This is a genomic window from Marinifilum sp. N1E240 (genome assembly GCF_009295825.1).
Lineage (GTDB): Bacteria > Bacteroidota > Bacteroidia > Bacteroidales > Marinifilaceae > Marinifilum_A > Marinifilum_A sediminis.
This window is the reverse complement of the sequence record NZ_WHKF01000001.1, coordinates 897893-923049: the sequence shown is the minus strand read 5'-3', so window position 1 is coordinate 923049 and position 25157 is coordinate 897893. Positions and strand designations below refer to the sequence as shown.

The window sequence follows — 25157 nt, the reverse complement described above, 5'->3', positions numbered from 1 at the left end:
TCTTTATTTTATTAGTCTCAATGATCTACTTCCTGTTTTACACAATTTTACTCTAACCTCATATCAGATACTGCTGCTCCTGGTGCAATCATCGGAAGTACGTTACTTTCCGTTTCAACAACCACCTCAAGGAAATAAGCTCCCGGAGTTTCCAGCATTTCTTTAATTGCGGCTTTTAAATCATCTCTCTCGCTTACACGCTTGGCTTTAATTCCATAACCTTCAACAATCTTTACAAAATCAGGATTGTCCATTTGTGTGTAAGAAAATCGTTGATCGAAAAACAGATCCTGCCACTGACGAACCATTCCTAAAAATGAATTATTCAGAACAATCGACTTAACAGGTAATTTGTATTGACGAATTACAGCCAATTCCTGAATTGTCATTTGAAAACCACCATCTCCTGATACCGATACAACTGTAGATTCGGGTGCTGCGATTTGTGCTCCAATTGCAGCTGGCAAACCAAATCCCATGGTTCCTAATCCACCGGATGTTACCTGTGTATTTGGATTCTTAAATTTGTAATATCGAGCACTTGTCATTTGATGCTGACCTACATCGGTACACAAAATAGCTTCTCCATTGGTTGCTTCTGATAAGCCATCTATTACCTCAGCCATGTTAATATTATCGCGAGTAGAATGCGTTTGGTTCTTGATTACCTTATCGTATTCCAACTGATAGTAATTCGAAAAAGATTGCATCCACTCTGTTCTTTCACCTCCATTAACCAACTTGTTCAAGTCTGTTAATGCTTGTTTGGCATCCGCCAAAACCGGGACATCAACCCGAATATTTTTATTGTGCTCAGATTTATCGATATCAACATGAACAATCTTTGCCTGCTTTGCATATTTCGATGTATCGCCAGTAACACGATCATCGAAACGCATACCAATAGCAATCAAAACATCACACTCGTTGGTGTTCATATTAGGACCATAATTGCCGTGCATTCCCAACATTCCAACATACAATGGATGATTGGTAGGAAACGCCGATAAGCCCAATAGTGTACAAGCTACCGGAGTTTGTGTTTTTTCAGCGAACTCCATCAATTCCTTCTCAGCTCCCGATAATAAAATTCCTTGTCCTGCTAAAATCAATGGTTTTTTTGCTGCATTGATCAACTCCACTGCCGCCTCTATTTCTTCTTGATTTACTTTAGGTACTGGCTGATATGATCGAATCCCTTCACACTTTTTATACTTATAGTCCGCTTCTGCGATTTGAGCATCCTTTGTAATATCAATCAAAACAGGACCAGGTCGACCTGATCTTGCGATGTAAAAAGCTTTTGCCATTACTTCCGCGATTTCTTCAGACTTGGTAATTTGATAATTCCATTTGGTTACCGGCATCGAAAGACCCACCATATTTGTTTCCTGAAAGGCATCGGTTCCCAGCAAACCACTTGCCACCTGACCTGTAATTACAACCATAGGCGTAGAATCCAAATAAGCATCTGCCAAACCTGTAATTAGGTTGGTTGCTCCCGGACCTGATGTGGTAAAACACACACCCGGTTTCTTGGTAATTCGTGCGTAAGCTTGTGCACTATGGGTAGCACCTTGCTCATGTCTCGACATGTAGTGCTTCAACTCTTCCTGATAGTCATACAATGCATCGTATACAGGCATTATCGCCCCACCAATGTATCCAAACATTGTATCAACACCTTCCTGAATCAGGCTTCGAACCAATATCTCTGCTCCTGAAATTCTTTCATCGGTATCATTCATTCCTTTTTTATTTTCGGTTTTTGCTGCTGTTTCCATGTTGTTCGTTTTTGCTGTTTGCTTTACAATTGTCGAATAGCTCCTTTGTCTGCTGATGAAACTAATTTTGAATAAGCCTGGAGTGCTTTTGACACTTCTCTCCCTCTACCTCTTGGGGTAAAAGCTCTATCTCCAAAACTGAGTTCTTCTGCTCTCCTGCTTTCCAGTTCTTCCTCCGAAATACAGATATTAAGTGTTCGATTTGGAATGCTAATTTCAATTTCATCTCCTTCTTTTATCAGAGCAATTGCTCCTCCTGCTCCTGCTTCTGGCGAAACATGACCTATCGATAAACCTGAAGTTCCTCCTGAAAATCTTCCATCGGTAATCAGTGCACATTTAGCGCCCAATCCCATTGATTTCAAATAAGATGTTGGATAAAGCATCTCTTGCATTCCTGGTCCTCCCGAAGGTCCTTCGTAGCGAATGACCACCACATCACCAGCATTAATTTGCTTGGTCAGAATTGCTTCACATGCGTCACGCTGTGACTGATAAACTTTAGCTCTTCCTTTAAAATTGAAAACCTCCTCAGCCACACCTGCTGTCTTCACAACGCATCCATCAGGAGCGATATTCCCGAACAGTACAGCTAATCCACCATCCTGAGTATAGGCATTCTTCATGCTTCGAATACATCCATTTTTTCTGTCCTGATCTAAATCTGCATAGACTTCATTCTGAGAGGCAAAACTTAAGTTTCTGCCTTTTCTTCCTGGTGCCGAATAGTAATTCGCCAATGCTTTATCCGAAACTTTTTCTGACGTAAGATTGTTTTCTTCCAATGCCATTTTCAGGCTTGGATAATCCACACGATAAACATTTGTTTTTAGTAATCCGCCATCTGCCAGTTCACCAAGAATACTCATGATACCTCCTGCACGATTTACATCTTCTATGTAATATTTTTCTGAATTCGGTGCCACCTTACACAAGTTTGGAGTCTTGCGAGACAGCTTATCCATATCTTCCATTGTAAAATCAACTCCTGCTTCATGAGCAATTGCCAATAAATGAAGAACCGTATTGGTTGAACCTCCCATGGCAATATCCAATGTCATCGCATTTTCGAATGCTTCGAACGTAGCTATGGATCTTGGCAAAACACTATCATCTCCATCTCTGTAATATCTATTGGTGATGTTTACAATGCATTCTGCAGCATCCAAAAATAGTTGTTTGCGATTTTTGTGAGTAGCCAATACTGTTCCATTTCCTGGAAGTGCCAAACCAAGTGCTTCATTCAAACAATTCATTGAATTTGCAGTAAACATACCCGAACAGGATCCGCAAGTTGGGCACGCCGATTCTTCAATCTCCTGCATGCGTTCATCACTCACGCTATCATCACCAGCCTTTACCATGGCATCAACCAAATCAAGCTTTTCACCTTTCGATTCACCTGCTTCCATAGGACCGCCCGATACAAAAACAGCAGGGATATTCAAACGCATTGCAGCCATCATCATTCCCGGTGTAATCTTATCACAATTCGAAATGCAAATCATTGCATCTACTTTGTGTCCATTACAAACATATTCAACACTATCAGCGATCACATCTCGCGATGGCAAGGAATACAACATTCCGTCGTGTCCCATGGCTATGCCATCATCGATTGCTATAGTATTGAATTCAGCAGCAAAAAAACCAGCTTTTTCGATCTCCTTTTTCACCATTTGCCCAACATCTTTCAAATGAACATGTCCAGGTACAAACTGTGAGAAAGAGTTCACTACGGCGATAACCGGCTTCCCAAACATCTCCTCTTTCATACCATTGGCACGCCAAAGACTACGGGCTCCAGCCATTCGTCGACCTTGTGTGGTTTGATTGCTACGTAGTTGATTTTTATACATTTTGGTTAATTCGTTAAATAGTTATTTTGTGTTTGTCTTCATTTTGAGCAAAAAAAAACGCTCTTCCGTTTCGGGAAGAGCGCTCATAATTTCGTTTGATTCGAAGTTATTGTGTGTGCACGTCTTCCCTGATCCTCATTAGAATAATGACGATAGAAATAATAATGACGATAATGACTACGTTAAATGATAACATACAATAACCTGATAAAAAGAAAGCCTCTTCGTTTCGGAAGAGGCTTTGATATTTTGTAAAACTAATTTCGTTTAATTTAAATATGCTCAACCTCGATTCGTGTCCAGAAGGACGCGAATAATGACGTTAATAATAATGACTGTATTAAATTGCATATCTTTTTTTTCTTGTTCGAATCTTTAAAGATTCATTTTGTTTTTAACTTTGTCAACGAACATTTACAATCCTTCTTTCGATCTGATTACGTTGACAAATCTATGTGACAAATGTATGTGAAAAAATCTTCTTTTTCCAAATCTTACGATTCCCAATTGTCCTTTTCCACTAATATTTCTTCTAAATAAAAAATACAACACATTGATTTACTGTGCTTTTTATTTTTAAATGTTTTTTATTAAAATGTAAGCTTCAATTCCGAAATAATGTGAAAAGATATTTTATGCAAAGCTTTGCATCAATTGATCTGAGACAAATTATTTCCCTTACATCGCCTTAAAAAAGAAAGGTTATTGAAATTTTATTATCAACAACCTTCATTTTTAATAAATCTTTTACTCAATGTTTTTAAATGATAACCTCACCGCTCTAATTATAATATTCATGGAAATTTAAGTTTTAGGTTTCTTCCGAATTAATCCTCCAATTAGCCTCCCCACCCAATTACCTATACTTTCTTGAAATAGGTTTTCAATACTATAATTCGTTTTAGCATTACGAAAAAAATATTTCAATTTGTACCCAGCCAACTCCTTTTCAAGATATAAGCGATACCTCTCTCTTTCAATATCTTTCAGCGAATGAAATCGTTTCATATAGAATCTTCTTTTACAGAATCCTGTAGTAATTATTAATGTCTAAAATAATTATCTCGTAAGTGTAATGTTCGAATCAATTGAATTCAGTTTTATTTACTTTTTCTCTCCTCCTCTTTGTATAGTAATTGATAGAAGATTTTGATTAAAGGGCGCTCAATCAATGGTTTCTTAAGCAAGTAAACCAAGAGTAACAAAAGCAGATAAATGAAAGCTACGCATAGATAACCAACTGGTTCATTTTCCAACAAATTGCCTAACCATATTGCTAAAGCAAAACCGAAAAGTAGTAAAGCTAATATCAACAGTACGAAAACTACTGCAATAAACGTCATGGCTACGACGAGTCGTATTAATTTTTCGAAACCGGCAAACTTATAATATTCAACATTAGAGTCAAAATACTCAATTAGTAATTCTTTCAATTGCGTGAATTGTTCGGCGAGCTTTTCCAATACTTTTTGATTTAGTAAACTGATTCTTTAACAATCTAATTCCAGTAATAAGCAGTCTTCAAAAAGAAGGTTAAACCGCCTCCTCTTCTTTTGTCTCTTTTCTTCTGAAGTCTTCTAACTTCTTCTCTAACTCCACAATTAGTTCGTCCATTTTAACCCGCATTTTCTCCATATTTTTATCGAAAGCGGCATCCATTTCCTCAACCTTTTCTTTTGCTTTCGCCTTCACTTTCTTACGAGTTACCTCCCCTTTATCAGGAGCGTATAAAACACCTAATCCAACTCCAATTGCACAACCAGCTAAAAAACCTGCAATAATTCCTCCTGTACTTGACATAGCATATGATTTTTTAATGAAACAATAAATCGATCACAATAATCTGATGTATAACACCTTACATAAAGTTAAGGAATTTTACTTCAGCAGTCAATTTTTTCGTTGCCCGGCAATCACTTTATTTTAAAAAGCGGATGTTGCAATTCTTTGGACGCCTGGAAGCTTGTTATCCAAAAACAAGGTATTATTAAATCCATGATGATATTTACAAGTATCTACTATACATTTTCCACTTAGGTAGCTAAGCAACTCCACCACTAACATCAGTATTACCTACAAAATCTTATTCATTCCTTGTAATTGAGCAAACACAATTAAATTAAAACAATGAATCCTCTTATTATTAATAATAAGAGGATTCTAATGAGTTTTAAAACTTACATTTTTTATTTTTTACTCGTACTTTATTGATTTTATTGGATTTAAATTTGCCGTTTTGTATGATTGATAACTAATCGTTAGCAGTGCAATAAAACCGACAAGAAAAACAGGAACCACAAATAGATAAAGGGATATTTCCATTTTATATGCAAAACTCTCCAACCAAGTATCCAATGCATAATAAAAAAGAGGAAACATAAGTACAGTAGCTAATATCAGTAATTTTAAATAATCTTTAGACAACATGAGTAGTAAGCCTTGTACACTTGCTCCCATTACTTTTCGAACCCCAATCTCTTTTCTTCTTTGATTGGCACTAAATGCCGATAAGCTCAGTAAACCCAATGAAGTAATGATGATTCCCAGAAGTGCAAAGATTCCAAATACTTTCCCAAAACGTTCATCATCGCCATATTGTGCTTCGTATGATTCTTTTAACACATAATAATCGAATGGATTACCAGCGAACATTTCCTGATAGCTTTTCTCAATATCTCTTATGGTTTCATTTGTTAGTCCCCCATTCAATTTTACCGATAAATAGCCTAAAAGCCCCGGTCTTGTATGAAAAATAATAGGTTCGAATTCCTCCTTAGGTGAACGGTGAGCATAATTTTTAATAACACCAATCACCTTTCTCTTTGCCTTATGTAAGAATATATTTTTACCCACTGCATCTTCAGGATGATCAAATCCCAAATGGTGGGCTGCCTTAGCATTAATAACCACTGTCTTAGCGTCCGACACAAATTCTTTTGAGAAATTTCTTCCTTTAAGCATCTTCATCTCATACAAATCAAGAAATTCTTCGTTTACTTGAATTAATCTATAGTTCTTGCTACTAGTTGGTTCATCTCCCTCTTTGTAAATACTACCCAAATTCGATTTTATTGCCTCTCCAGGGACGTAAGATGAATAGGCGACGGTGTGGATATTAGGCTGACGCATCAATTCCATCCGAAAGACATCTCTTTTCGATAAAAGAGTTGAATCTCCCACCATAGGTGTACCCAACACAATCACATCCTCCTTATTGAATCCAGGATCTGCTTTGCGCATAAAGTTCAATTGCCCCATTACACTTAAAGTTCCTGCTATCAAAACAATTGAAATTACAAATTGCAATAACACCAGTCCTTTTCTTAGCATTAAACCCGATCGACTTCCCTTGTATTCACCTTTCAGCATTTTATTCATATCGGTAAAACTTAATCCCCAAACCGGATACATCCCCGACAGGAAAATTCCGATAAATAGCATCCCAAATAAACTTGTATACAACCATGCATGCTGCCAGATTTTATATGATTCGGGTATTCCACTTAAACTCTTAAACAAGGGCGTGAACAATTCCAGAAATATCATTGACAAACATACTGCCAACAAATTAATGAAAATGGCTTCCATTAAAAATTGCAAAACAATCTTTGATCTCGAGGCTCCAACTACTTTTCGTAATCCAACCTCTTTTGCTCTTCCGATATAGGATATGGTGGATAGGTTTAAGAAATTTACCCAGGCAATTAGAATGATGAAATAGGCAATTATATCGAGAAAATTAACCGTTTTGATATCTCCATTGGCTTCCAATTCCTGCATGTAATGCGAAGTCAAATGTATGTCTTCTATCGGCTGCAAGTAGAAAAACATTTCCAACTGATATTTCTTTAAAACATCAGCAATTCTATCCTTTAATAAAGGCGGTATTTTTGATTCTACCTGTTTTGGATCCGTACCATCTTTCAAACGCACATAAGTATAAAAACCGCTATACAACCACGATTTCATAACTTGTGGACCATAAAGTTTGGCTAAAGTTGAATATGAAATTAAGATATCTGTCGAGCAATGAACATTCTTTGGACGATCTTTAAACACACCTTTTACTTCCAATTTTAACTCCTTATTCATGCTCAGGAATTTCCCCATAGGATCCTCATCCTTAAAGTACTTTTTCGCAACTGATTCTGAAATAACCACTGAATTTTCTGCAAGCAGAGCCTGATCCGAATTTCCTTTCATAAAATCGAAAGAAAACATTTTTAAATACTCATTATCTGCCCAAAAAGCCTTTTCTTCCTGAAACACTTGTTCTTTATAGGAATAAATACCTGTTGCATTATAGGCATGAGCACATGCCTCAATTTCAGGAAAAGATTCTATTAATGCATCGCCTACTGCCGGACATGCCGATGCAAAGCGAATCTCGTCTCCTTTTTCGGAATGCCGTTCCCAACGCACGCGATAAATGGTATTGCTATCCTTGTAAAAACTGTCGTAGCTTTTTTGATAGTTGACATACATGGAGATAAACAGGCAAGCTGTTATTCCAATGGCTAATCCGAGAATATTTACCAAAGTAAATACACGGTTCTTCATCAGATTGCGATAAGCAATTCGGAAATAGTTTCGTATCATTTTTAAGTTTGGGTTGTTTTTCTCCTTACTTAACAAACGCTATACCACCTAAGATTTATTATTAGTAAGCAGATACTTAACCTAATTAAATTTAATATCAAGGAAAGTAAATGTGATCGATTACGCACAGTGATTGTTCGTTTTCAGAACATTATATGGATTAGAATTTACATGAAGGAAACCCTATTGAACTACTATTTAAAATAGAATTATAAACTTGAACTAATTGCAACTACACTTTTTCGACCTTCTTAATGCCACGACGGTTGAAGATGATTCGATAACGACGATAGCTAGTTTCATCATCGAGTTTAAAGCGGAGAACCATATTCATAAAGTACACCTTTTCGCCTGATAGTTTTTCAAAGCTATCTTCGTTCAAATAGTAGAGCGGCTTCTCTGGATTATCCATCTTTTGAATGAAACGAGAAACATTAAAACGAATGATGTCTGCCACACCCGTAATGTTATAATTGCCATAAGAATTGTCCAATGCTTTTTGGTCTAATCGAAGTAACTTTCGATAGAAGATGATCTTCTCGCCCACACCACGACTTTCAATATCAATAATACGAGAGCGATTGCGGTGTTTTCTTACACGCAAAGGCACAGAATCTTCCGATACAAAATCGAAACTCTCTTTACACCAACCAATTTTTTCATCGCCTTTTACCCTAATCACCGTTTTATGATCGAAGAATCGCTTGTTAATTTTCCCCACCAGATAGTGACGACTTAGGTCCTTTATCCTATCCTTAAGCATGTAAATAATTACCAAAGCAACATATAAAGGAATGGTGAATGCGCCCAAACTCTTTTGGAAAATAAAGGTAAGAGCAGCACCAATAATCATCGCCAATCCGGCAGCCACACTGTAAAGCAACTGCATCATAAAAACACCTTCTTTCTTGGTTCTGGATGAAAGCAACAATTGACCTTCGAAATATTTATTGAATACGCCCCGGCGATGCACCAACCATCTATTTTTATCGGAAGATTCTTTCTCAACCACCAAATATCCCTGAGAGCGCTTGTAAGCAAGCTCATCTTTTATCAGCTTTATGATATCATCCTTATATTGCTCGAAATCGGATGCATGCATTTTTCGTAAGCCCCGATGCAGGTAGTGAGTATGTTGCTCCAACTGATTGCTCATGAACTCATCCCCGAATAAGAAATAATCGAACATCTCCTTTCGCATGGTGGGAACGTTCACAATTCGCCGCAAATCGCGATAATGTTCCGTAATTCTCTTTACATTATCAAGATACTCCTCAATCAGAAAACGCCGGTCATCCGCCTTCTCATTCCGCAAAATATGTTGAATTTCCTTATGCAGTGCCGATTTTAGAATGGAATGAAACATGCGAATATGATACTCATAATTGGCTTCATTCTTTGGCGATGGATAATTGGAAACCTTCTTAAAAGCATCCTCTAGATAAGAAAAAACAGATTGTTTCCCCTGGGCAATTTCCCTTAATGCATAAGGAGGAGTGATCAGTCGAATGTTGGAATTGAAATCATTATAAAAGTCCTCTTTCTTATAAGTTGATGAATTAATATCCAGTTTACTTGGTATAAATAACCATGTTTTTACCGAAAACTCATTCACCTTTCGATCTTTATGAGCTTCATAGCCCATCTTAATCTCTACCGAAAACTTATCGTGAACCGTTACAATTTCTTCTATCATTCGCTACTAATTTAAGATTCAAACTTATGGAATTCCTCCAAAAGCCAAAGGTACTGAATAATCATGAATCTTATGGCGAGTAAACTGACTGTTTTTAAAGGGATAGAAACGAAAACCTTTGCATTTAATTTGTGGGTTTATGGATTCAAGGGCTCTACTTTATCGGCACAAATGCATACACTGTTGATGTAGTCTTTTCCACTTTCAGCCATCATCTTTCTCAATTTAGCAATGTATTTTTTTACAATTTCAACATCAGCACCTGTTTCAATTTTATTGTTTACCCAAGGCTTGTCTTTACATGCGCTATGATCGATGTGGCAAAGTAAGGTTCCTTCCTTTTCCATTTTATCCACATATGCCTTCTCAATTCGAGTAATTTCAAGCACTCCTTTAACACAAACTACTTGCTTTTTAAGCGATGAATCAAATGCTTCCTTCTCAGATTTTGGAACAATCTTCACAAGAGCGCCCCCTGGAGATTTTAATTTCATTTTCTTCCCATCGACCCCACACAGGTGCGCAACCAAACCTACTATTTCTACCTTCTCACCATGCAGACTATCAGCCTGTGCAATTAAATCTTCTATGCTAATAATTCTATATTCTTCTTTTGTAGACTGTGCTTTTACGGATAAAGAGCATACCAACAAAAGAATAAGTAGAGTGATGTTTATTTTCATGATTGATGTTTTCGATTTTATTGCACAAGCTATTCTTAGTTGTAAATTAGTGATTACTGGTCAATAATTCTCGGATAAATTGGCGCTTCACCCAAACGAGCTTTTCGCGAGTTCATAAGCCTGGTGAATAAACCCGACTCCATTTTTGGTTCTTAAGAAACAATCTCGTTTGAAACCAACAACATTCCCATTAAAGTAGCCTGTTTAGATTAAGTATCTTCTACCAATTACCCAACTGAAAAAAATATCTAAACCAATTTCCACTTTCTGCATGTGTCTATACGATATTAGCATAGAATTCAGAGCGTGTTTTGTCAGCCTGCCGTCAGGCGTGCTAAATTGTAACTTTATCATTACAAACAGGATCAGGCTGACTTGATTCTTTTGTTTACTTTTCTCATCTCAAGGAGAAAAGTAAAAGCCTTGTGGCTTGAACAAGAATAATTAATGATTACAAGTATGTCCTTCTCCCTCGCCATGATGATGCTGACAAGTTTCACCACTATCTTTTACTAATCCTGAAATGAATTGTTTTACCACTTCATCAGCATTTCCTGCGCATCCACGAACTACTTCAATGCCATTTCTGTTGAGTACATTTATTGCACCTCCGCCAATACCACCAGCAAGCATTACTTTTACACCTGCCTCAGCCAAAACCGATGCAATATTCGATTTGCAACCACATCCTTTCGGTGATTCCATAATCTCAGTTTCTACTATCTCCTTAGCTTCTGAAATGGTATAAACACAATAAAATTCACAATGTCCAAAATGTCCATCAATTTGTCTGCTGCTTGTTACTGGTACTGCTATTTTCATATTTGTTTTTTTATCATTTTATGAGAATAAGCTCATTTGAGTTTGCAAAACTACAAAACCATGAGCTGCTTACAAAGTAATCTGAAGATTAAACGTAATAAAAAAGAGCTCCCAATGGAGAGCTCTATCAACAACAATAACCTAAACTAATGTATTCATCTGCATCTACGATAAATCTACATTGTAAATATCATCCTTATTTTAACAGAACCTGTTTTCTAAATGTGAACTCTGTTTTAAATTTGTGTTTACTGATAAGTTAAATTTAATGGAAAGGTATACCTCTGTTTTATTGGCTTTCCATATAAGTAAGCCGGTTTCCAATCAGGCATTTCATTCATTCGATTCAGTACCTGTTTGTCTATTGCTTTATTGATCCCTTTTATAACATATGGATTCATTACTTTGCCATTTGAATCAAGCTCAATTTGAACAAGCAGCCTCGTTTTAACTACAGATAATTCACTTGAGTCTATTTCTATTCCTGTAGTCATTAATTTTAATAATGCAGGTATCCCACCTTCGTATTCTGCATCTTTTATCCAATTATCTGTTTTAGCTAAACTATCTGCTTTTATTCGGGCTGCTTCGAAAATATCATATCGATACTTTTCATTAAATCTATCCGAGACTATTGAATCGTAGCACTCGTAATATTCATTCGAAAACATATCTGTTTCGAATACCCAATCAATATTATAATCCTGTTTCAATACAGCACAATAACTACAATATCCCGAGAAAGCATCTGAATGCAAGGTATATATCCCATCTTCAAAATCACTAGTCGCATTTTGAATTGCAAAATCACAATCTGATAATTCACCCTGACTGGCTTTCAACTCAAGCTGAAGATTGAATAGTGAATCTACACCTATTTCATTGATTAATAGAGAATCTATTTCCTGCGCTTTAGAACTAGAACAAAGTGTTATAACAGTCAATATGATTGTGAAATATTTATTCATCTTTCGTTTTATAGTCCATTTTCTAATTGCTTAAACCTTTTGGCTAATATTCCCTTGGATCATCTTCTACAATTGCATAATGATAATTGTCTTTCCATTCTCCTCTAATTGGAAGAATTTTTCTTCTCAGTCCTTCCCTTGTCATTCCACATTTTTCCAATATTCGAATGGATTGAATATTTTCTGTAGCAACTCCTGCTTCCACCTTATGAAGTTGAAAATTATCGAAACCTGTTCTTATCAATTCTTTTGATATTTCTGTTCCATATCCACTCCCCCAATAATGAGGATCCAATTCATAATAAATCTCACCAAGCCGAAACTTATCCATTGATAATGATATGCCAGCTAATCCAATAAATTCATTCGTATTTTTCGTCTCAATTTTCCAATTGTATGATTTTCTATCCTTTTCATACCGTGCATTCATTATTGAATGAATTCTTTCCTTTGTCACACCAATATCTTTAGGAATTCCAAGTGTACCAAACCTGTCAACTTCTGGTGCTGAATGAAGTTGATGAATAAGCTCTACATCTTCAATTGTAATTTCTTTGAATATTAACCTTTCTGATTCCAATTCCATAAATGCTTATTTATTCGTTTCCATATCTCTCACTGCACCTAAAATCTACTATGTGCTATTCTCTTTCATAGGCAATAAAATCACCCTCTTTCACATTGTGTTTATCGCAAAAGCCTCCCACTACCTCAACTACGTATTTTGCCTTTTTAATCGAAGGAAGAGATTCTTCGGATAAAGGCTGTGCGTATTTGTAAATTTTCACAATTTCGAAAGCACTGTTTACATACACAATATCCAATGTAATATACGTCTCTTTCATCCAAAACGATTGAGTTTTATCTATTTCCATGACAAACAACATTCCCTGATCCTCATTCATCTTGTGGCGATACATCAATCCTAATGTTGTCTCGTAATCAGTCTCTGCAATTTCAATGTCTATTTTTGTAATTGTCTCTTCATTTTGCTGATCAATGAAAGAAAGCTGACCTTCTTTTTTAAATGGGATTTCGGTTTTACGATTGCTTTGCTCCTTCGTTTGATGCTGCAAATAAGGCAGACTAAACCATACTATGGCTGCAAGGGCAATTACCAATAAGACAATGGAGCGCATGAACTGGCTTTTTCTCTTTTTCCTTCCTTTGCTAACTCCCTTTTTCGTTTTATCTTTTTTCATTTCCTTCATTTAAAATGGCATGCAGGTTTATACTATCTGTTTTTCAATAACTGATTTTCTCTAGCGAATTTTTCTAAACTTTACATTGGCATCCACCTCCTGGCTTCCATGATATTCTCTTCCAAATTTCATTTCAATATCATAGTCTATTTTGTATAGGTTCAATACTCCATCTATGCTTGCCTTCTTTCTATTGGCATATTTTATATTTTGGGTAAACTTGATTAAAGTACCCACTCCCATTCCCGAAAGAGTAAGTCCGGCTCCCATTATTACTATTGGAACTGTCATTACCACACCCTTGTTTAAAGCATATGTAAACAATAAATAGGCACCAGCAATCACCGCTAATCCCAGTAAAAAATACACTACAAAGTAGATGTAAGTTACTATTTTTGTACGCCTGATTTTCTCAAACTCAATGTTTGCTACTTTTAGTTTATCTGTAAACTTATCTTTCAGCTTGATATTCGAACAGGTCGTATCAAAATCCGGTTTTCCAGTTGTCAATCCACAAGTCGTTCCTTCCTTTAAACTTGTTTCCTGATGATCGCACAATTCACAGTGTTTTGTTCTAAGCATGCTCTATTTACTTCATTTTACTATTCGACTATCTAAATATACAATCTCTTTGCTAACGCACGTAACGAACTTCGCTTTCACAATACTACACGAGAAGACTTGTGCAGTAGCGGGGGGAGTTCATTAAAACTATGCATTCTATCATTTAAACACTCAAATTGTATTGGTTCCTTTTATCTACGTTCATCTACAACAAAATCAATTTTCCCAGTACAAACTTTACCAGATTTACTTATCCCTTCAACTAAAATTTTATAATTCGCCAAATTATCTGAGGTGAAAAATGAAAGTGATTTTGTTTTACTATCAACAAAAACAGATGGATTCCAATATATTGTTTGACGATAGTCAGGAATTTTCGAATCGATATTCTTAGAAGTATAAACCGGTGAATAAAAAGTACAGAACTTTTCAAAACCTTTAATTTTTTTTATAATTGTCCCTGGTATTTTTTTAGCAACTGGCTTGTATTCGTATCCACTACGAGTAAAAACTGAAACAACACCATTCGCTCCTCTTACTCCAAAAATTGCAGTTTCCGGCGGTTTAACAATTTCTATCATATCTATATCATGCATTCCCATATACTCTAACTGTTGAAAATCTACAGGCATGCCATCTAAAAGTAACAGTGCTTCTGTTGATCCACCAATTACTGAATTAGGAGTAAGAGTCCGAATAAAAACGGCTTCATTTCCAATTATTACACCAGCAAAGCGTCCCTTCATGTAATCAAAAATATTATTACTATTTCTATCAATATCAGATATTTTTTTAGGTGTGACACTTTTAGGGTAAAGCCTAAAATGAGTATCGCGCTTTTTTTCTCGATTTGCCACAATACAAATTTCATTCAATAGCTTAGAATCTCTTTCAGGATAGAATTTCATCAATGCTAATTCGTTGATATATCGTAAACGACGCATTTCAGTTGATAGTTCTCCTATGTCTTCAATATTACCAAAATTTGATTTTCTTACCGGTAAATGTTCTAATCCAAAATCATTAAGTAATAATCGGGTATTATTTTTATTCTTGTAATTTTTACCCTGTATCATAACCATTGTAGTATCATATAATACAATTGAATCAAACTTAAAACAACCATTACTGTCCGTTTTTGTCGATACCATCTTTTGTAAGTCCCTGTTGACAATATTCAAAAACACATCTGTATTTACATATGGTTTATTTGTAAATATCTTTTTAACATTCCCGCTAAATGTTATTCCCGAAGCAACTTTTTGAGTTCTGCTCTCTTCCTGATTCTTGATACAATCCCAAGTATAATTACGCCAACCTTTTGTCAACATCAATAAATCAAGTTTTCTTACAGATGAAATATTCTCATCATCGACAAAAAATAAACCCGGGGTTTGAATTTGTCCTTTCAATTCAGAGTCAAGTAGTAAATATGATTTAATATCAACTAAATTATCCTGATAACCCACCATATTTTCATTCACAACCGAAACAGATAAGCGAGCCCATTCGTCACTCTTCGCATTTGGAAGACTCAACTTCATTTTAACCTTCTCACGGGTTTCAAATTTATCTTTATTAAGATCAAGTTGTATCAAATAATCCTCCTTGTCTTTATTCACAAATACCAAACGCTCCGAAAGTGGTTCAAATTGAGTATTTAAAAGAACAATTTTATTTACTCCCGATCTCAAATAATCACATTTGATAGATATTGTCCGAGATAACTTGTCTTTTTCTATCTTCACATAATTTATACCTTCCCCTCTGTGAAACATGGCAATATAAAATTCATCAGATGTCAAGCTATCGGATGAGATGATATTCAATCCAATAGCCTTATCCGTAATTTTAGATAGCATAAGCTTAGATCCCTGTGTTCTAATATTTGGTAACGAATACTTTATGTTATATTTCTCTTCATTTTCAATTTTATAATCTTGTCCTAACTTAGGAATAAACATAAAACTACCCATTCCATTATAATCTGTTTCTATTGAAAATTCTTCGCCTGTATTACTAACCAATTTACATTTTAAGTCAACCTTACCACCCTTCTGATCACGAGCAACAAATGCCATCCTATTTACCTTTCTATCAAGCAGAAATCCTCCCTCAGGATAAAATTCAAGATTAACTTTCACCTTATTTGTTTCTTTTGATTTTGCGTTTTCATCCCTCTGTCGAATGTGATTTATTTTTATGGTTTTTCGAAAAAAGAAATCCTCATCAAAAGATTTCAAATGATCTGTATACGACCTTAAAACATAAGTTCCTGTCGGAATAGTATTACTATCTAGAAATAAATATCCCGAACACATTCCTTTATCTAAAAAGAAATTACCCTTTTTAACAATCTCTCCCTTATCATCAATAAGATCAACATAAAGATTACAATCATCTAAAATAAATTTGTTGCTTTTGCCATCTAATAAATATGGAGAAAACCATAAAGTGTCTCCTCTAAAATAATATTCTCTATCTGTGTGTAAATATAACTTGGGTACAGTTTTATGCTCATGACTAATGAAATAATTATCGATCGATTGTGCAAAAGAAGAAACTGTAAGGAATAGTCCAATCCAAAATAGAAGTATTTGTTTCATAGTTATCATTTGTTAGTTAGGTCGTTATCATAACAAATACAGTGCCAAGATTATGTCAATTCAGCCTTTTGATATATCATGCGAAATTCGATTTGTGTACTCCCAATAGTCCAAGCTTGCGCAAATTGTTGGTGCGAGGCGTCTTTCGCTCGTATCTATTATCAAGGAAAATACTAACATCCCAAGTGCATTGATTTATGAATGAGATTTTGATGCTATTATTAAACATTGCTACTTTAGACTGCATGTGCTGAGCACGAGCTAAAAGCTCGCGCTAGCTTTAGGATAGTGTAAACTCTGATTATCGAGTGGTCGATATAATAATCACCCCATCTTCGGCACGGGTACCATACAAAGTTTTCCCTGTACTCCATGGCAAAGAGCTAATGCTTATTATCGTATCTGCATAAACTTTAAGGATCTTTTCTTGCTTCAAATCATGATATCGATACGGTTTACCATCCAATACAATCAGTGGATTCGATTTAACCCTCGATTGATTTTTATACTGAGCAACATTTTCATCAATCATCCCCTCATACTTGTCAAGCTGAAAGTCAATTTGCTTTGGCTTAGGTCCTGTTTCTTTTTCCTGACTTATCTTATTCTGACAAGAGAAAAGTGAACTTAGGACCAATATGAGTAGGAGCTGTAATGTAATTCTCATGCTTTCAATTTAAAATATTTGGTGCAAATGATATCTTTTGCACTCCCCTCGCTACCGAACTATCTGTGGAACTTTTTGCTAAATCCTTAAAAAGAGAGCTTAACATGCTTAGCATCTTAGAGATGCTTAGCATATAACATACAAGCTAAAAGCTCGCGCTAGCTTTAGAACAATTCATTAATTTTTACAAACCACTGCATTTCTCCAAATGCATTCAAAAATCATTCTACTTATTTTCTCCATCCTTTTGTAATTAACCTTATTAGGGGTATCCGTTGGCTTATGCAAGTCATGGTTTTTACCATCGAAGAAGAAGATACTAGGTATTCCTACTTCCGAAAATGATTTATTATCCGAATAATCTGTAATTGCTGAATAATTAGAAGTTAGCTTGTACTTTTTGCAAAGCTGCTTCTCTTGAGTATAAAGAGAGTCTGCCAAATGTTTACCAATAAAATAGAAGTAGCCCGGATCGTTCTCATGATGATAATCTGCACGTCCGATCATATCTATATTAATCATGAGCTTCACATCCTCTTTATTCTCAAGCTGATCAACAAAATACTCAGAACCCCATAAGCCACCTTCTTCTGCTGAGAAAGCAACAAATATGATGTTCTTTTCAGGTTTGTATCCATCTTCATAAGCTTTCGCGAATGCTTTGGAAAGTTCAATCAATGCTGATACTCCCGAAGCATTATCATCGGCACCATGGTATATTTTACCATCTACGCTGCCCAAATGATCGTAGTGAGCTCCAATAACAATCGATTCATTTGCATTTGTTCCAGGAATATAGGCAACAACATTGTTTTCAATAATGGTATCCACTTTAAATGGTTCAACCGCAAACTTTATTTCTCCTATAGGCTCATTTCCGGTAACCGATTTATTTTTCCAATGCTGTATATTCTTGCCTGTTAATTTCTTTACACTTTTAGAGCTAATGGTCATATACCTATAATTTGGCAAGCCTTTCAAAAGATCTCCCGTTCCAACAACATTGGGCAATCTGTATTTCTTAAATTTTTTAAAATCTTCGAATTGCAAGACAATGCTTTCAAATTGATTGCTGCTTTTAGGATTAGCCACTATTGTAAGTTCGGCACCATATTTTTCGGCAGTCTTAGCATTTCTAATTCCTGTTCGCAGATTATCATTCAAAGTCAATACCGCCTTTCCTTTCACATCCAGATTTTTGAAGTCTTCATCTCTTCCATATCCGGCAAATACAAGTGGTAGTTCTTTGTTAAAATCATCAAACAAACCTGAGTATTCAAAATCTTTATCAGCAAAGAGCTCAGTCTCCCTGGTATGCAAATGGGGCATTCTTTTTTCTATAGTGACCAGGGGGAAAGCTTGTAAGCAAGACTTTTCGAAATAAGATTGAAGCATGGTATTCTCTTCCCACTGAGAAACAATATAGTCACGGGCAATTTTAATTCCCAAAGTTCCAACATCCCGACCTGCACACGAATCCGAAGCTAAAATGTAGACATGCTCTTTCAAATTTTTAGCCTTAATGTCTTTACTATACAAATCAACATTGCTTTGCGCTCTTATGGCAGAAAATGATAAAACAACTCCAATAAATGCTAACAATATCTTCTCTTTCATCTGTTTAAGTTTTATATTTTTGGCGAGATAGAACTCTCCATGAATTCAATCATTCTCGTGTGTGTATTTTAGAATGCTAAAATTCATGTTTGTTTCATTGTGTACTGGTTATTAAACTTTTATTCATTTCATACAATCCTGCTTTGGGCAGTAACTAGCACTATCTGGGAACTTTTTGCTAACTCCTTAAAAAGAGAGCTTAATATGCTTAGCATATAACAAATACCAACCGCCCTTCTCTTTCATTTTGTAATACTTATTCAGTTTTTACCGTGTTGTCCTTATAATCATCAATCCTAGCTGGTTCGAGTTTGCAACTCGGTGCTTGCCCAATGCAAAACATCAATTCCTCTGCATAGCAGGACACGAGTGAAACACTCGCGCCATCAGGGTTTTTTGTTTCTTCGAAATCCATTTATTTATTTTTTTTGGGTGGTGGCGGCGGTGGGTTTCTATGTCCAGGAAAACTCTTTATTTCTGGTTTAGGACTCGGCTGTGGAGTTGGTCTCGGTTGTGGTCTTGGTGTTTGTTTTTCTTTACTCATTTTATTCAAATTTTTGTTAAACTTATTTCGGACTTTTTTTCAGCGATGGTTTGTAGCTTATCATGACTAAAAAAGATAATATCTTCGGGTACATTGTCAAATGTTAAACTTTTCTTTTTCAGCTCAAAGAACTTAGAGCTTAAAGCTTTTTCATCAATTAGTGCTTGATTTAATTCAAACCAAATTTCTTCAAGTTCTAATGATAGGTGTTGCCAACGAATACTCTTTTCGTTAAAGACTTTAATATATTTTGGGAATAAAAAGTAAGGTTTAATCAATGTTATTACCTGACTTAGTCCAATTATTAATGCCCATAATGTTGGATAAACATTCCAAATAGTCCATGCTGCGACACTTGAAGAAGTTGTTACTACAAGAAATATATTTGTATATAAATCCCATTTCTGATACTTTACAACAATCAGAGAAGACAGAATCTCATTTGTTTTTGAGTCAACTAAAAAATACCATATTTTATTTCTAATATCGTTCATTGTCGTTTTTCAAATAATGCCTAACATATTTATAACACGCTATGCGTTTTACAACCTAACTATTCATTTTCGTATTTCTCTAATTTACAAACCACTACTCAGCACAAGTAAATCCAAAAGCTTTTTATCTTTTGCAAAAGAAATATTCTTCAATTTATTGATAAAATAAATTCCAATTTAACCAATAAGCTTCAATTTATGTATTGTATCTGCTTGTAGATTTATTCTAAATAATCTTTTAATATGATAATAGTAGTATTCCTAAGCTATTGCTATTCCTGAAATGCTATGTTTACTGCAAATAAAAAAGCCACCAATTGCTTGGTGGCTCATATACTTTAGGCAAAACAAAAGAGAATTAAGAACAGCCTACTCTGCGGCAACTGCTTCTTCTACTTCTATATTATTCAATACCACATCTAAAGTGGCAGTGTGATCGGGAACAATTAAAATGTTCACCGAAACCGATTGGTAGGATTTTCTGCTAAAAGTCAACTGATGCTGACCAGCAGTTAGGTTCTGGAAAAAGTATCCACCCTTTTGTCCACCTTTAATAATTGGCTTAGCACCATCAACCGAAACGCGCACGTTTCGAATCGGCTCGCCATTATCATCTGTAATGGTTCCTATCAAAGCTCTTTTACGCTGTGGTAAAGCATCTATCTCAACCGATAAAGCAAATGCAGCATAAAATTCAGGCTTCGCCACCTTATACTTCGAATGCATGTAATCCTTTAAAGAATTGTTCATGATACCTTTGTAATTATTCAGATCCTTATCCAGCTTTAAGGTAATTTCATGCTGAATCCTTCTGAATTCCTGAGGGATATCAATCACCGCATGTACATCTGCAATTGCAGTTTCCAAAGCCGTAATATCTTCGGCTGTTACGGTTGCCTCGCTTGCCTCAGTAGGGTTATCGCTCAGAATGTCTTTTACTTTTCCTGCGCGAATTAATAACTCCTCATCTCTGCATCGCGATAACTCGGTTCTGCTACAACCTTCGATGTTGGTAAACACGGCAAAATTCACGTAGTTGCCATAACTGTTCAATAAATCGCAAGTGTTCACCACTTTATCAACCAGAACCTCACTTTTCGATGATTTTTCATGAGTAAGAGCTTTGCTGTTTCTATCCTGTTGAGCCATTAATGCAGTCACATCAATATCGATATTTTCAATATCAGTCACCATATTCACCAACAAAGGATTTTCAGCTATTTCTGTTTCGTGCTCCTTTTTAAAAGCCAGGAAACTTTTCATCTGCCTGACCAACTGCTGTTGTATGTAATTCATAAATAACAATTTAAGTTAACACTTTCACCTACATAGGGTGAATCTTTGTTTGAATAGCATTCAATTAAGAATCTATACCTATTCGTTGCTTGTTTCGCCTAAAACTTGCCTTTATTCATCTACTGTTTCATTTTTTGACCTCCTTTTTCGTTTTTTCTTACTGTATGTAATGCTTACTATCACTTGATGAATGTACTCTTATCGCTCTATGTAAGTACCCTTATCACTTGTTGTAAGTACTCCTATCACTCTATGTAAGTACCCTTATCGCTTGTTGTAAGTGCTCCTATCACTCTATGTAAGTACTCTTATCACTTGTTGTAAGTGCTCTTATCGCTCTATGTAACTACTCCTATCACTTGTTGTAAGTACCCTTATCGCTCTATGTAAGTGCTCTTATCGCCTTATGTAAGTACCCTTATCGCTTGTTGTATTTTGTGTTTTGTTCAATTGATTTCTCTTTACATCTTCCTGTATCCCTTACAGATTAGCATGTTCGTGCAATTACAATCTTATCAATACAAACAATTGCTTTATTCGCAACAGCAAGCGTGCTTCATTTAAATTTGCTCACCAGTTACCTGGTAAGACCTTCTTATAGTGGGATTTTTACTCGTTCATCGGGATGCGAACGATTCGTAGGATGCTTCACAAGATTCTTATTCCTGATTATTGGAAGTAAAGAATACATGCAAAGCCTTTGCAGACAGTTTTGTGAATGAATTTACACCTGGGTAAGATTCATTCAGCGGGGCACCGTGCCCAGTCTTCCGAAATTTTTCTTTTGAGAATTTGTCAAGCTTAGTAATTGCTTGCCCAATGCAGATTTGGTGGTATGCATAAGTAAATTGTTTTGTTCTTCGTCTGCTAATTTATAGTCCCGCGGCAAACGAAATTTATATTTTCCTTCTCTATAAAACTGATCTAAACAATTAAATCATCAGTCTTACCATTTCAATTCACTATACAATATAAATATTTTTCATTTATTAACAAACGAATTTATGAATTTTAACATTCTAATTATTAGGTATTTTAAGCAAACTACTTTTAGAGTTGTGGTTTTCTTTCCTTCTATCGTATCCTTAAATACTATTTTGAAAATCAGAGTATCTCTTTTTTATATAATCTGACATCTGAAAGTTCCTGGATACATATTCCTTCTCTCGATTCGTCAAATATTTAAATCCCTTAATATTTTTAAAACATCCTTCTTCTCCGCAATTGCAAAGAAAGGAGTTGTTCATGCTATACTCCGTTGTTAAGTAATTAAAGCTTAAAAATTCATCTTTTTCGATCGTACGAAGAGCAATAAAATTATGCGTTCCACTTTCGAGATAGCAATTTGGTTTTTGACAGTTGTGATCCAATCCTCCTGGACCAATCAGGTGCATATTCTCCTCAATTTGATAGGAATAGATGATTGGTTTATCGATTATTGAACCGTTTCCAAAACAAATGATCTCATTTTCTTCTATCCTTTCTTTCGCAAACAAGCACACTCCACCTGTGGCGCTTCTTTGTTTGTAATCTACCTTCGTATTTAGCCCTGGAGTTTTAAAAATAGAAGGAAAATCGCTCACTCTTTCTAAAGAATTAAGCTGCTCAACTTGCTGATCGGTTAGATTAATCATTTGCATTCGTCTTTGTTTTTATGGGTACAATTGACCTTGCAATTCTGATGTTATTTACTTTTCTTAATAATAAAATCATCAATGGTAATGTTATACTGATCAGAAAAGCCTTTACCCACATTACAATTGTTGTAACAGATATGACTCCACTTTTATCAACTGTTTCAAGTATTTCAAAAATAATTGGCACAATTTGTATCACAGCAATTGCCAATAAAATTATGTTGAGATAAAGATTGTGACTGTTCTGTTTTTCATTGTTTTCCCTGAGAACAAGATTTTCCAGATATTCAATTCGTTCCAATACACTATTTAAAAGGGATATAATACCCAGCCTACTCTTAATTTTATTTACTACAGCCTTGGTTATCTCTTGTTTTAAATCTTCGAAATACCAAAAATCTTTCATCTGTATCAATACTCTTCCCAACTGTGTTGTTGCTTTTACAGTATTGCTCCCCTTTTTTGTTTGTACTTGATTAATTCGCTTTAAAATATCAATAAGAACCATCTTTTGGACAAAAATCATATCCGTAATAACGAGCCACCAACAAGCACGTTGCTGCATATCTATTTTACTATTATCGTTGTGAATGGATGTAATTGGGTACTGATAAAATTGCAGAAGGGTAACTGGAGAGCACAAATCTATTGTTCCATAGAAATTAGATATGCTCTCAAAGTTTGATTTGTGATTATCGATTCTTAAATGCTTTGATTGAGTATCAGACATCAATAGTATTTGATGAATATCCTGTTTGTATTTTTCGATATAGGCTAAACCACTTTCATAATCACTCGGAAGAGCTGGATGCAACTCTTTTATCTGCTGAAATAGAAAAATGTCTCCTACGTTTTTGGTGCATATGTTATGCTCCCTGAGATAATCAAACAATGAATGTTTTTCTACATGCGATTTGTATAAAATGTTTTTCCCATAAATTAGATTTACGTAATCCTTATATTGGGTATCCTTATTTATTGAAACCTTAATGTAAATAAGCGAACAATTGTAATCCGTAAAATCATTGATGTATATGTTTAAAGGGTAATCCGTATTATTAAATTCTACAGTGCCCTCATAAACTTTTTTTCGTTGTATTACCGCATTTAATTTTGAATCCAACTCATCTTTCTGAACATCAATCATTCGATCTAAAAACGAATCGTTTTCCATTGAATCAACAAAGGATGAATCACTATCAAAATTAGCAGCTAGAATAAAATACAGCTCAGCGTTTTTTACGGTTTCAATTCTCATATGGTGGGATAGCTTTTAATTGATTATTTTCCAGGTTCTAACTTCTCCGTAAACTCCTGCAACAATAAAGCGGCTATCGGGCGAGAAATTCACATGCTCCGGAGTTTCATTCTTTAACCTTGTTCGGTAATCTACAAATTCACCCGATTTAATATTCCAGACTCTTACTGCTCCATAAACTCCTGTTGCAATATAATTTCCATCGGGAGAAAAGCTTACCGAATTTGGGGTCGTATTTTTTAATTTCACCTTATAGTCAATGAAGTTCTCAGAATTTAATTCCCAAACTCTTACCGCTCCATATATACCTGCCGCTATGTATTTATCGTCTGGCGAAAATTTTATAAAAAGTGGAGTCTCATTCTTTAATCTTGTTGGGTAATCTTTAAATGAATTCGTAGAAATTTCCCAGACACGAACGGCTCTATAAACCCCTGCTGCAATATACTTTCCATTGGTAGAGAATTCGGTATAAACCGGAGTTTCGTTCCTTAAGCTTGTTGAATAACTACTTGTGCTTTCTTGTCCGAATAAAGTGGTAGCAAAAAAGCTTAAGAGTATTAAAATCAAAATTCTATTCATAGTATATCTTTTTACTTAATACTTTTCACAACAGATTGACAAAACATTTCCTATAAAGAATGAAATACGATCCTCTTTTACTCCTGTTGAAGCTTGAATATCAATTCCGAATTTAACCAATCACTATCGATTTATGTATCCTAAATTCGATTAGATTCACTATAAATAAGTTTTACCCATGTAAAACGGTACATTCATGCGGTAATTCTTTAATTGTTTTACTTCTTACCTAATAAGTCCCGAATTTATTATTTGAACATTGTCAAACCTATCCAATAA

Annotated in this window: 21 protein-coding genes; all 21 read right to left on the bottom strand. The window is 35.2% G+C overall.

Annotated features, from left to right (window positions below; translation table 11 throughout):
• Positions 1-47: 47 nt before the first annotated feature.
• Complete coding sequence (gene ilvB, locus GCQ56_RS03900; RefSeq protein ID WP_152733070.1) at positions 48-1784, bottom strand: biosynthetic-type acetolactate synthase large subunit; 1737 nt, start codon at positions 1782-1784, stop codon at positions 48-50.
• A gap of 23 nt (positions 1785-1807) precedes the next feature.
• Positions 1808-3643, bottom strand: coding sequence for a dihydroxy-acid dehydratase (gene ilvD, locus GCQ56_RS03895; protein WP_152733069.1), 1836 nt, complete (start codon positions 3641-3643; stop codon positions 1808-1810).
• An 804-nt stretch (positions 3644-4447) separates the two neighbouring features.
• Positions 4448-4651 carry a hypothetical protein gene (locus GCQ56_RS03890; protein ID WP_152733068.1) on the bottom strand — a complete coding sequence of 68 codons (204 nt, stop codon included), beginning with the start codon at positions 4649-4651 and terminating at the stop codon, positions 4448-4450.
• A 92-nt stretch (positions 4652-4743) separates the two neighbouring features.
• Entirely contained in the window at positions 4744-5106 is a 363-nt protein-coding gene (locus GCQ56_RS03885; RefSeq protein ID WP_152733067.1) for a hypothetical protein, read from the bottom strand.
• 70 nt (positions 5107-5176) lie between these two features.
• A complete protein-coding gene (locus GCQ56_RS03880) occupies positions 5177-5443 on the bottom strand; it encodes a YtxH domain-containing protein (RefSeq protein WP_152733066.1) in 267 nt (88 codons plus the stop codon).
• Positions 5444-5836: 393 nt separating this feature from the next.
• Positions 5837-8242, bottom strand: a complete 2406-nt coding sequence (locus GCQ56_RS03875; RefSeq protein ID WP_152733065.1) for an ABC transporter permease — start codon at positions 8240-8242, stop codon at positions 5837-5839.
• Positions 8243-8474: 232 nt separating this feature from the next.
• The gene (locus GCQ56_RS03870) at positions 8475-9938 is read right to left on the bottom strand and encodes a hypothetical protein (protein ID WP_152733064.1); all 1464 of its coding nucleotides are present in this window, start codon (positions 9936-9938) and stop codon (positions 8475-8477) included.
• Positions 9939-10075: 137 nt separating this feature from the next.
• The gene (locus tag GCQ56_RS03865; protein WP_152733063.1) at positions 10076-10621 is read right to left on the bottom strand and encodes a hypothetical protein; all 546 of its coding nucleotides are present in this window, start codon (positions 10619-10621) and stop codon (positions 10076-10078) included.
• Between the two features lie 444 nt (positions 10622-11065).
• Positions 11066-11443, bottom strand: a complete 378-nt coding sequence (locus GCQ56_RS03860) for a NifB/NifX family molybdenum-iron cluster-binding protein (protein WP_152733062.1) — start codon at positions 11441-11443, stop codon at positions 11066-11068.
• Between the two features lie 248 nt (positions 11444-11691).
• Positions 11692-12411: a hypothetical protein gene (locus tag GCQ56_RS03855; protein ID WP_152733061.1), complete on the bottom strand. Its 720-nt coding sequence runs from the start codon at positions 12409-12411 to the stop codon at positions 11692-11694.
• A 43-nt stretch (positions 12412-12454) separates the two neighbouring features.
• Positions 12455-12997, bottom strand: coding sequence for a GNAT family N-acetyltransferase (locus tag GCQ56_RS03850; protein WP_152733060.1), 543 nt, complete (start codon positions 12995-12997; stop codon positions 12455-12457).
• A gap of 55 nt (positions 12998-13052) precedes the next feature.
• Entirely contained in the window at positions 13053-13613 is a 561-nt protein-coding gene (locus GCQ56_RS03845; RefSeq protein WP_193323704.1) for a DUF192 domain-containing protein, read from the bottom strand.
• Positions 13614-13673: 60 nt separating this feature from the next.
• Positions 13674-14195 carry a hypothetical protein gene (locus GCQ56_RS03840; RefSeq protein WP_152733058.1) on the bottom strand — a complete coding sequence of 174 codons (522 nt, stop codon included), beginning with the start codon at positions 14193-14195 and terminating at the stop codon, positions 13674-13676.
• A gap of 173 nt (positions 14196-14368) precedes the next feature.
• On the bottom strand, positions 14369-16783 hold the full coding sequence (locus GCQ56_RS03835) for a TonB-dependent receptor plug domain-containing protein (RefSeq protein WP_193323703.1): 2415 nt from the start codon (positions 16781-16783) through the stop codon (positions 14369-14371).
• Positions 16784-17084: 301 nt separating this feature from the next.
• Positions 17085-17450, bottom strand: coding sequence for a hypothetical protein (locus GCQ56_RS03830; protein WP_152733056.1), 366 nt, complete (start codon positions 17448-17450; stop codon positions 17085-17087).
• A gap of 177 nt (positions 17451-17627) precedes the next feature.
• A complete protein-coding gene (locus GCQ56_RS03825) occupies positions 17628-19067 on the bottom strand; it encodes a M20/M25/M40 family metallo-hydrolase (protein WP_152733055.1) in 1440 nt (479 codons plus the stop codon).
• A 549-nt stretch (positions 19068-19616) separates the two neighbouring features.
• Positions 19617-20105 carry a hypothetical protein gene (locus GCQ56_RS03820; protein WP_152733054.1) on the bottom strand — a complete coding sequence of 163 codons (489 nt, stop codon included), beginning with the start codon at positions 20103-20105 and terminating at the stop codon, positions 19617-19619.
• Between the two features lie 369 nt (positions 20106-20474).
• Complete coding sequence (locus GCQ56_RS03815) at positions 20475-21401, bottom strand: carboxypeptidase-like regulatory domain-containing protein (protein WP_152733053.1); 927 nt, start codon at positions 21399-21401, stop codon at positions 20475-20477.
• A gap of 1085 nt (positions 21402-22486) precedes the next feature.
• Positions 22487-23041: a hypothetical protein gene (locus GCQ56_RS03810; protein ID WP_152733052.1), complete on the bottom strand. Its 555-nt coding sequence runs from the start codon at positions 23039-23041 to the stop codon at positions 22487-22489.
• Positions 23028-24296 carry a hypothetical protein gene (locus GCQ56_RS03805; protein WP_152733051.1) on the bottom strand — a complete coding sequence of 423 codons (1269 nt, stop codon included), beginning with the start codon at positions 24294-24296 and terminating at the stop codon, positions 23028-23030. Before GCQ56_RS03805 ends, GCQ56_RS03810 begins: the two co-directional genes overlap by 14 nt.
• 15 nt (positions 24297-24311) lie before the next feature.
• A complete protein-coding gene (locus GCQ56_RS03800) occupies positions 24312-24878 on the bottom strand; it encodes a WD40 repeat domain-containing protein (protein WP_152733050.1) in 567 nt (188 codons plus the stop codon).
• Positions 24879-25157 lie beyond the last annotated feature (279 nt).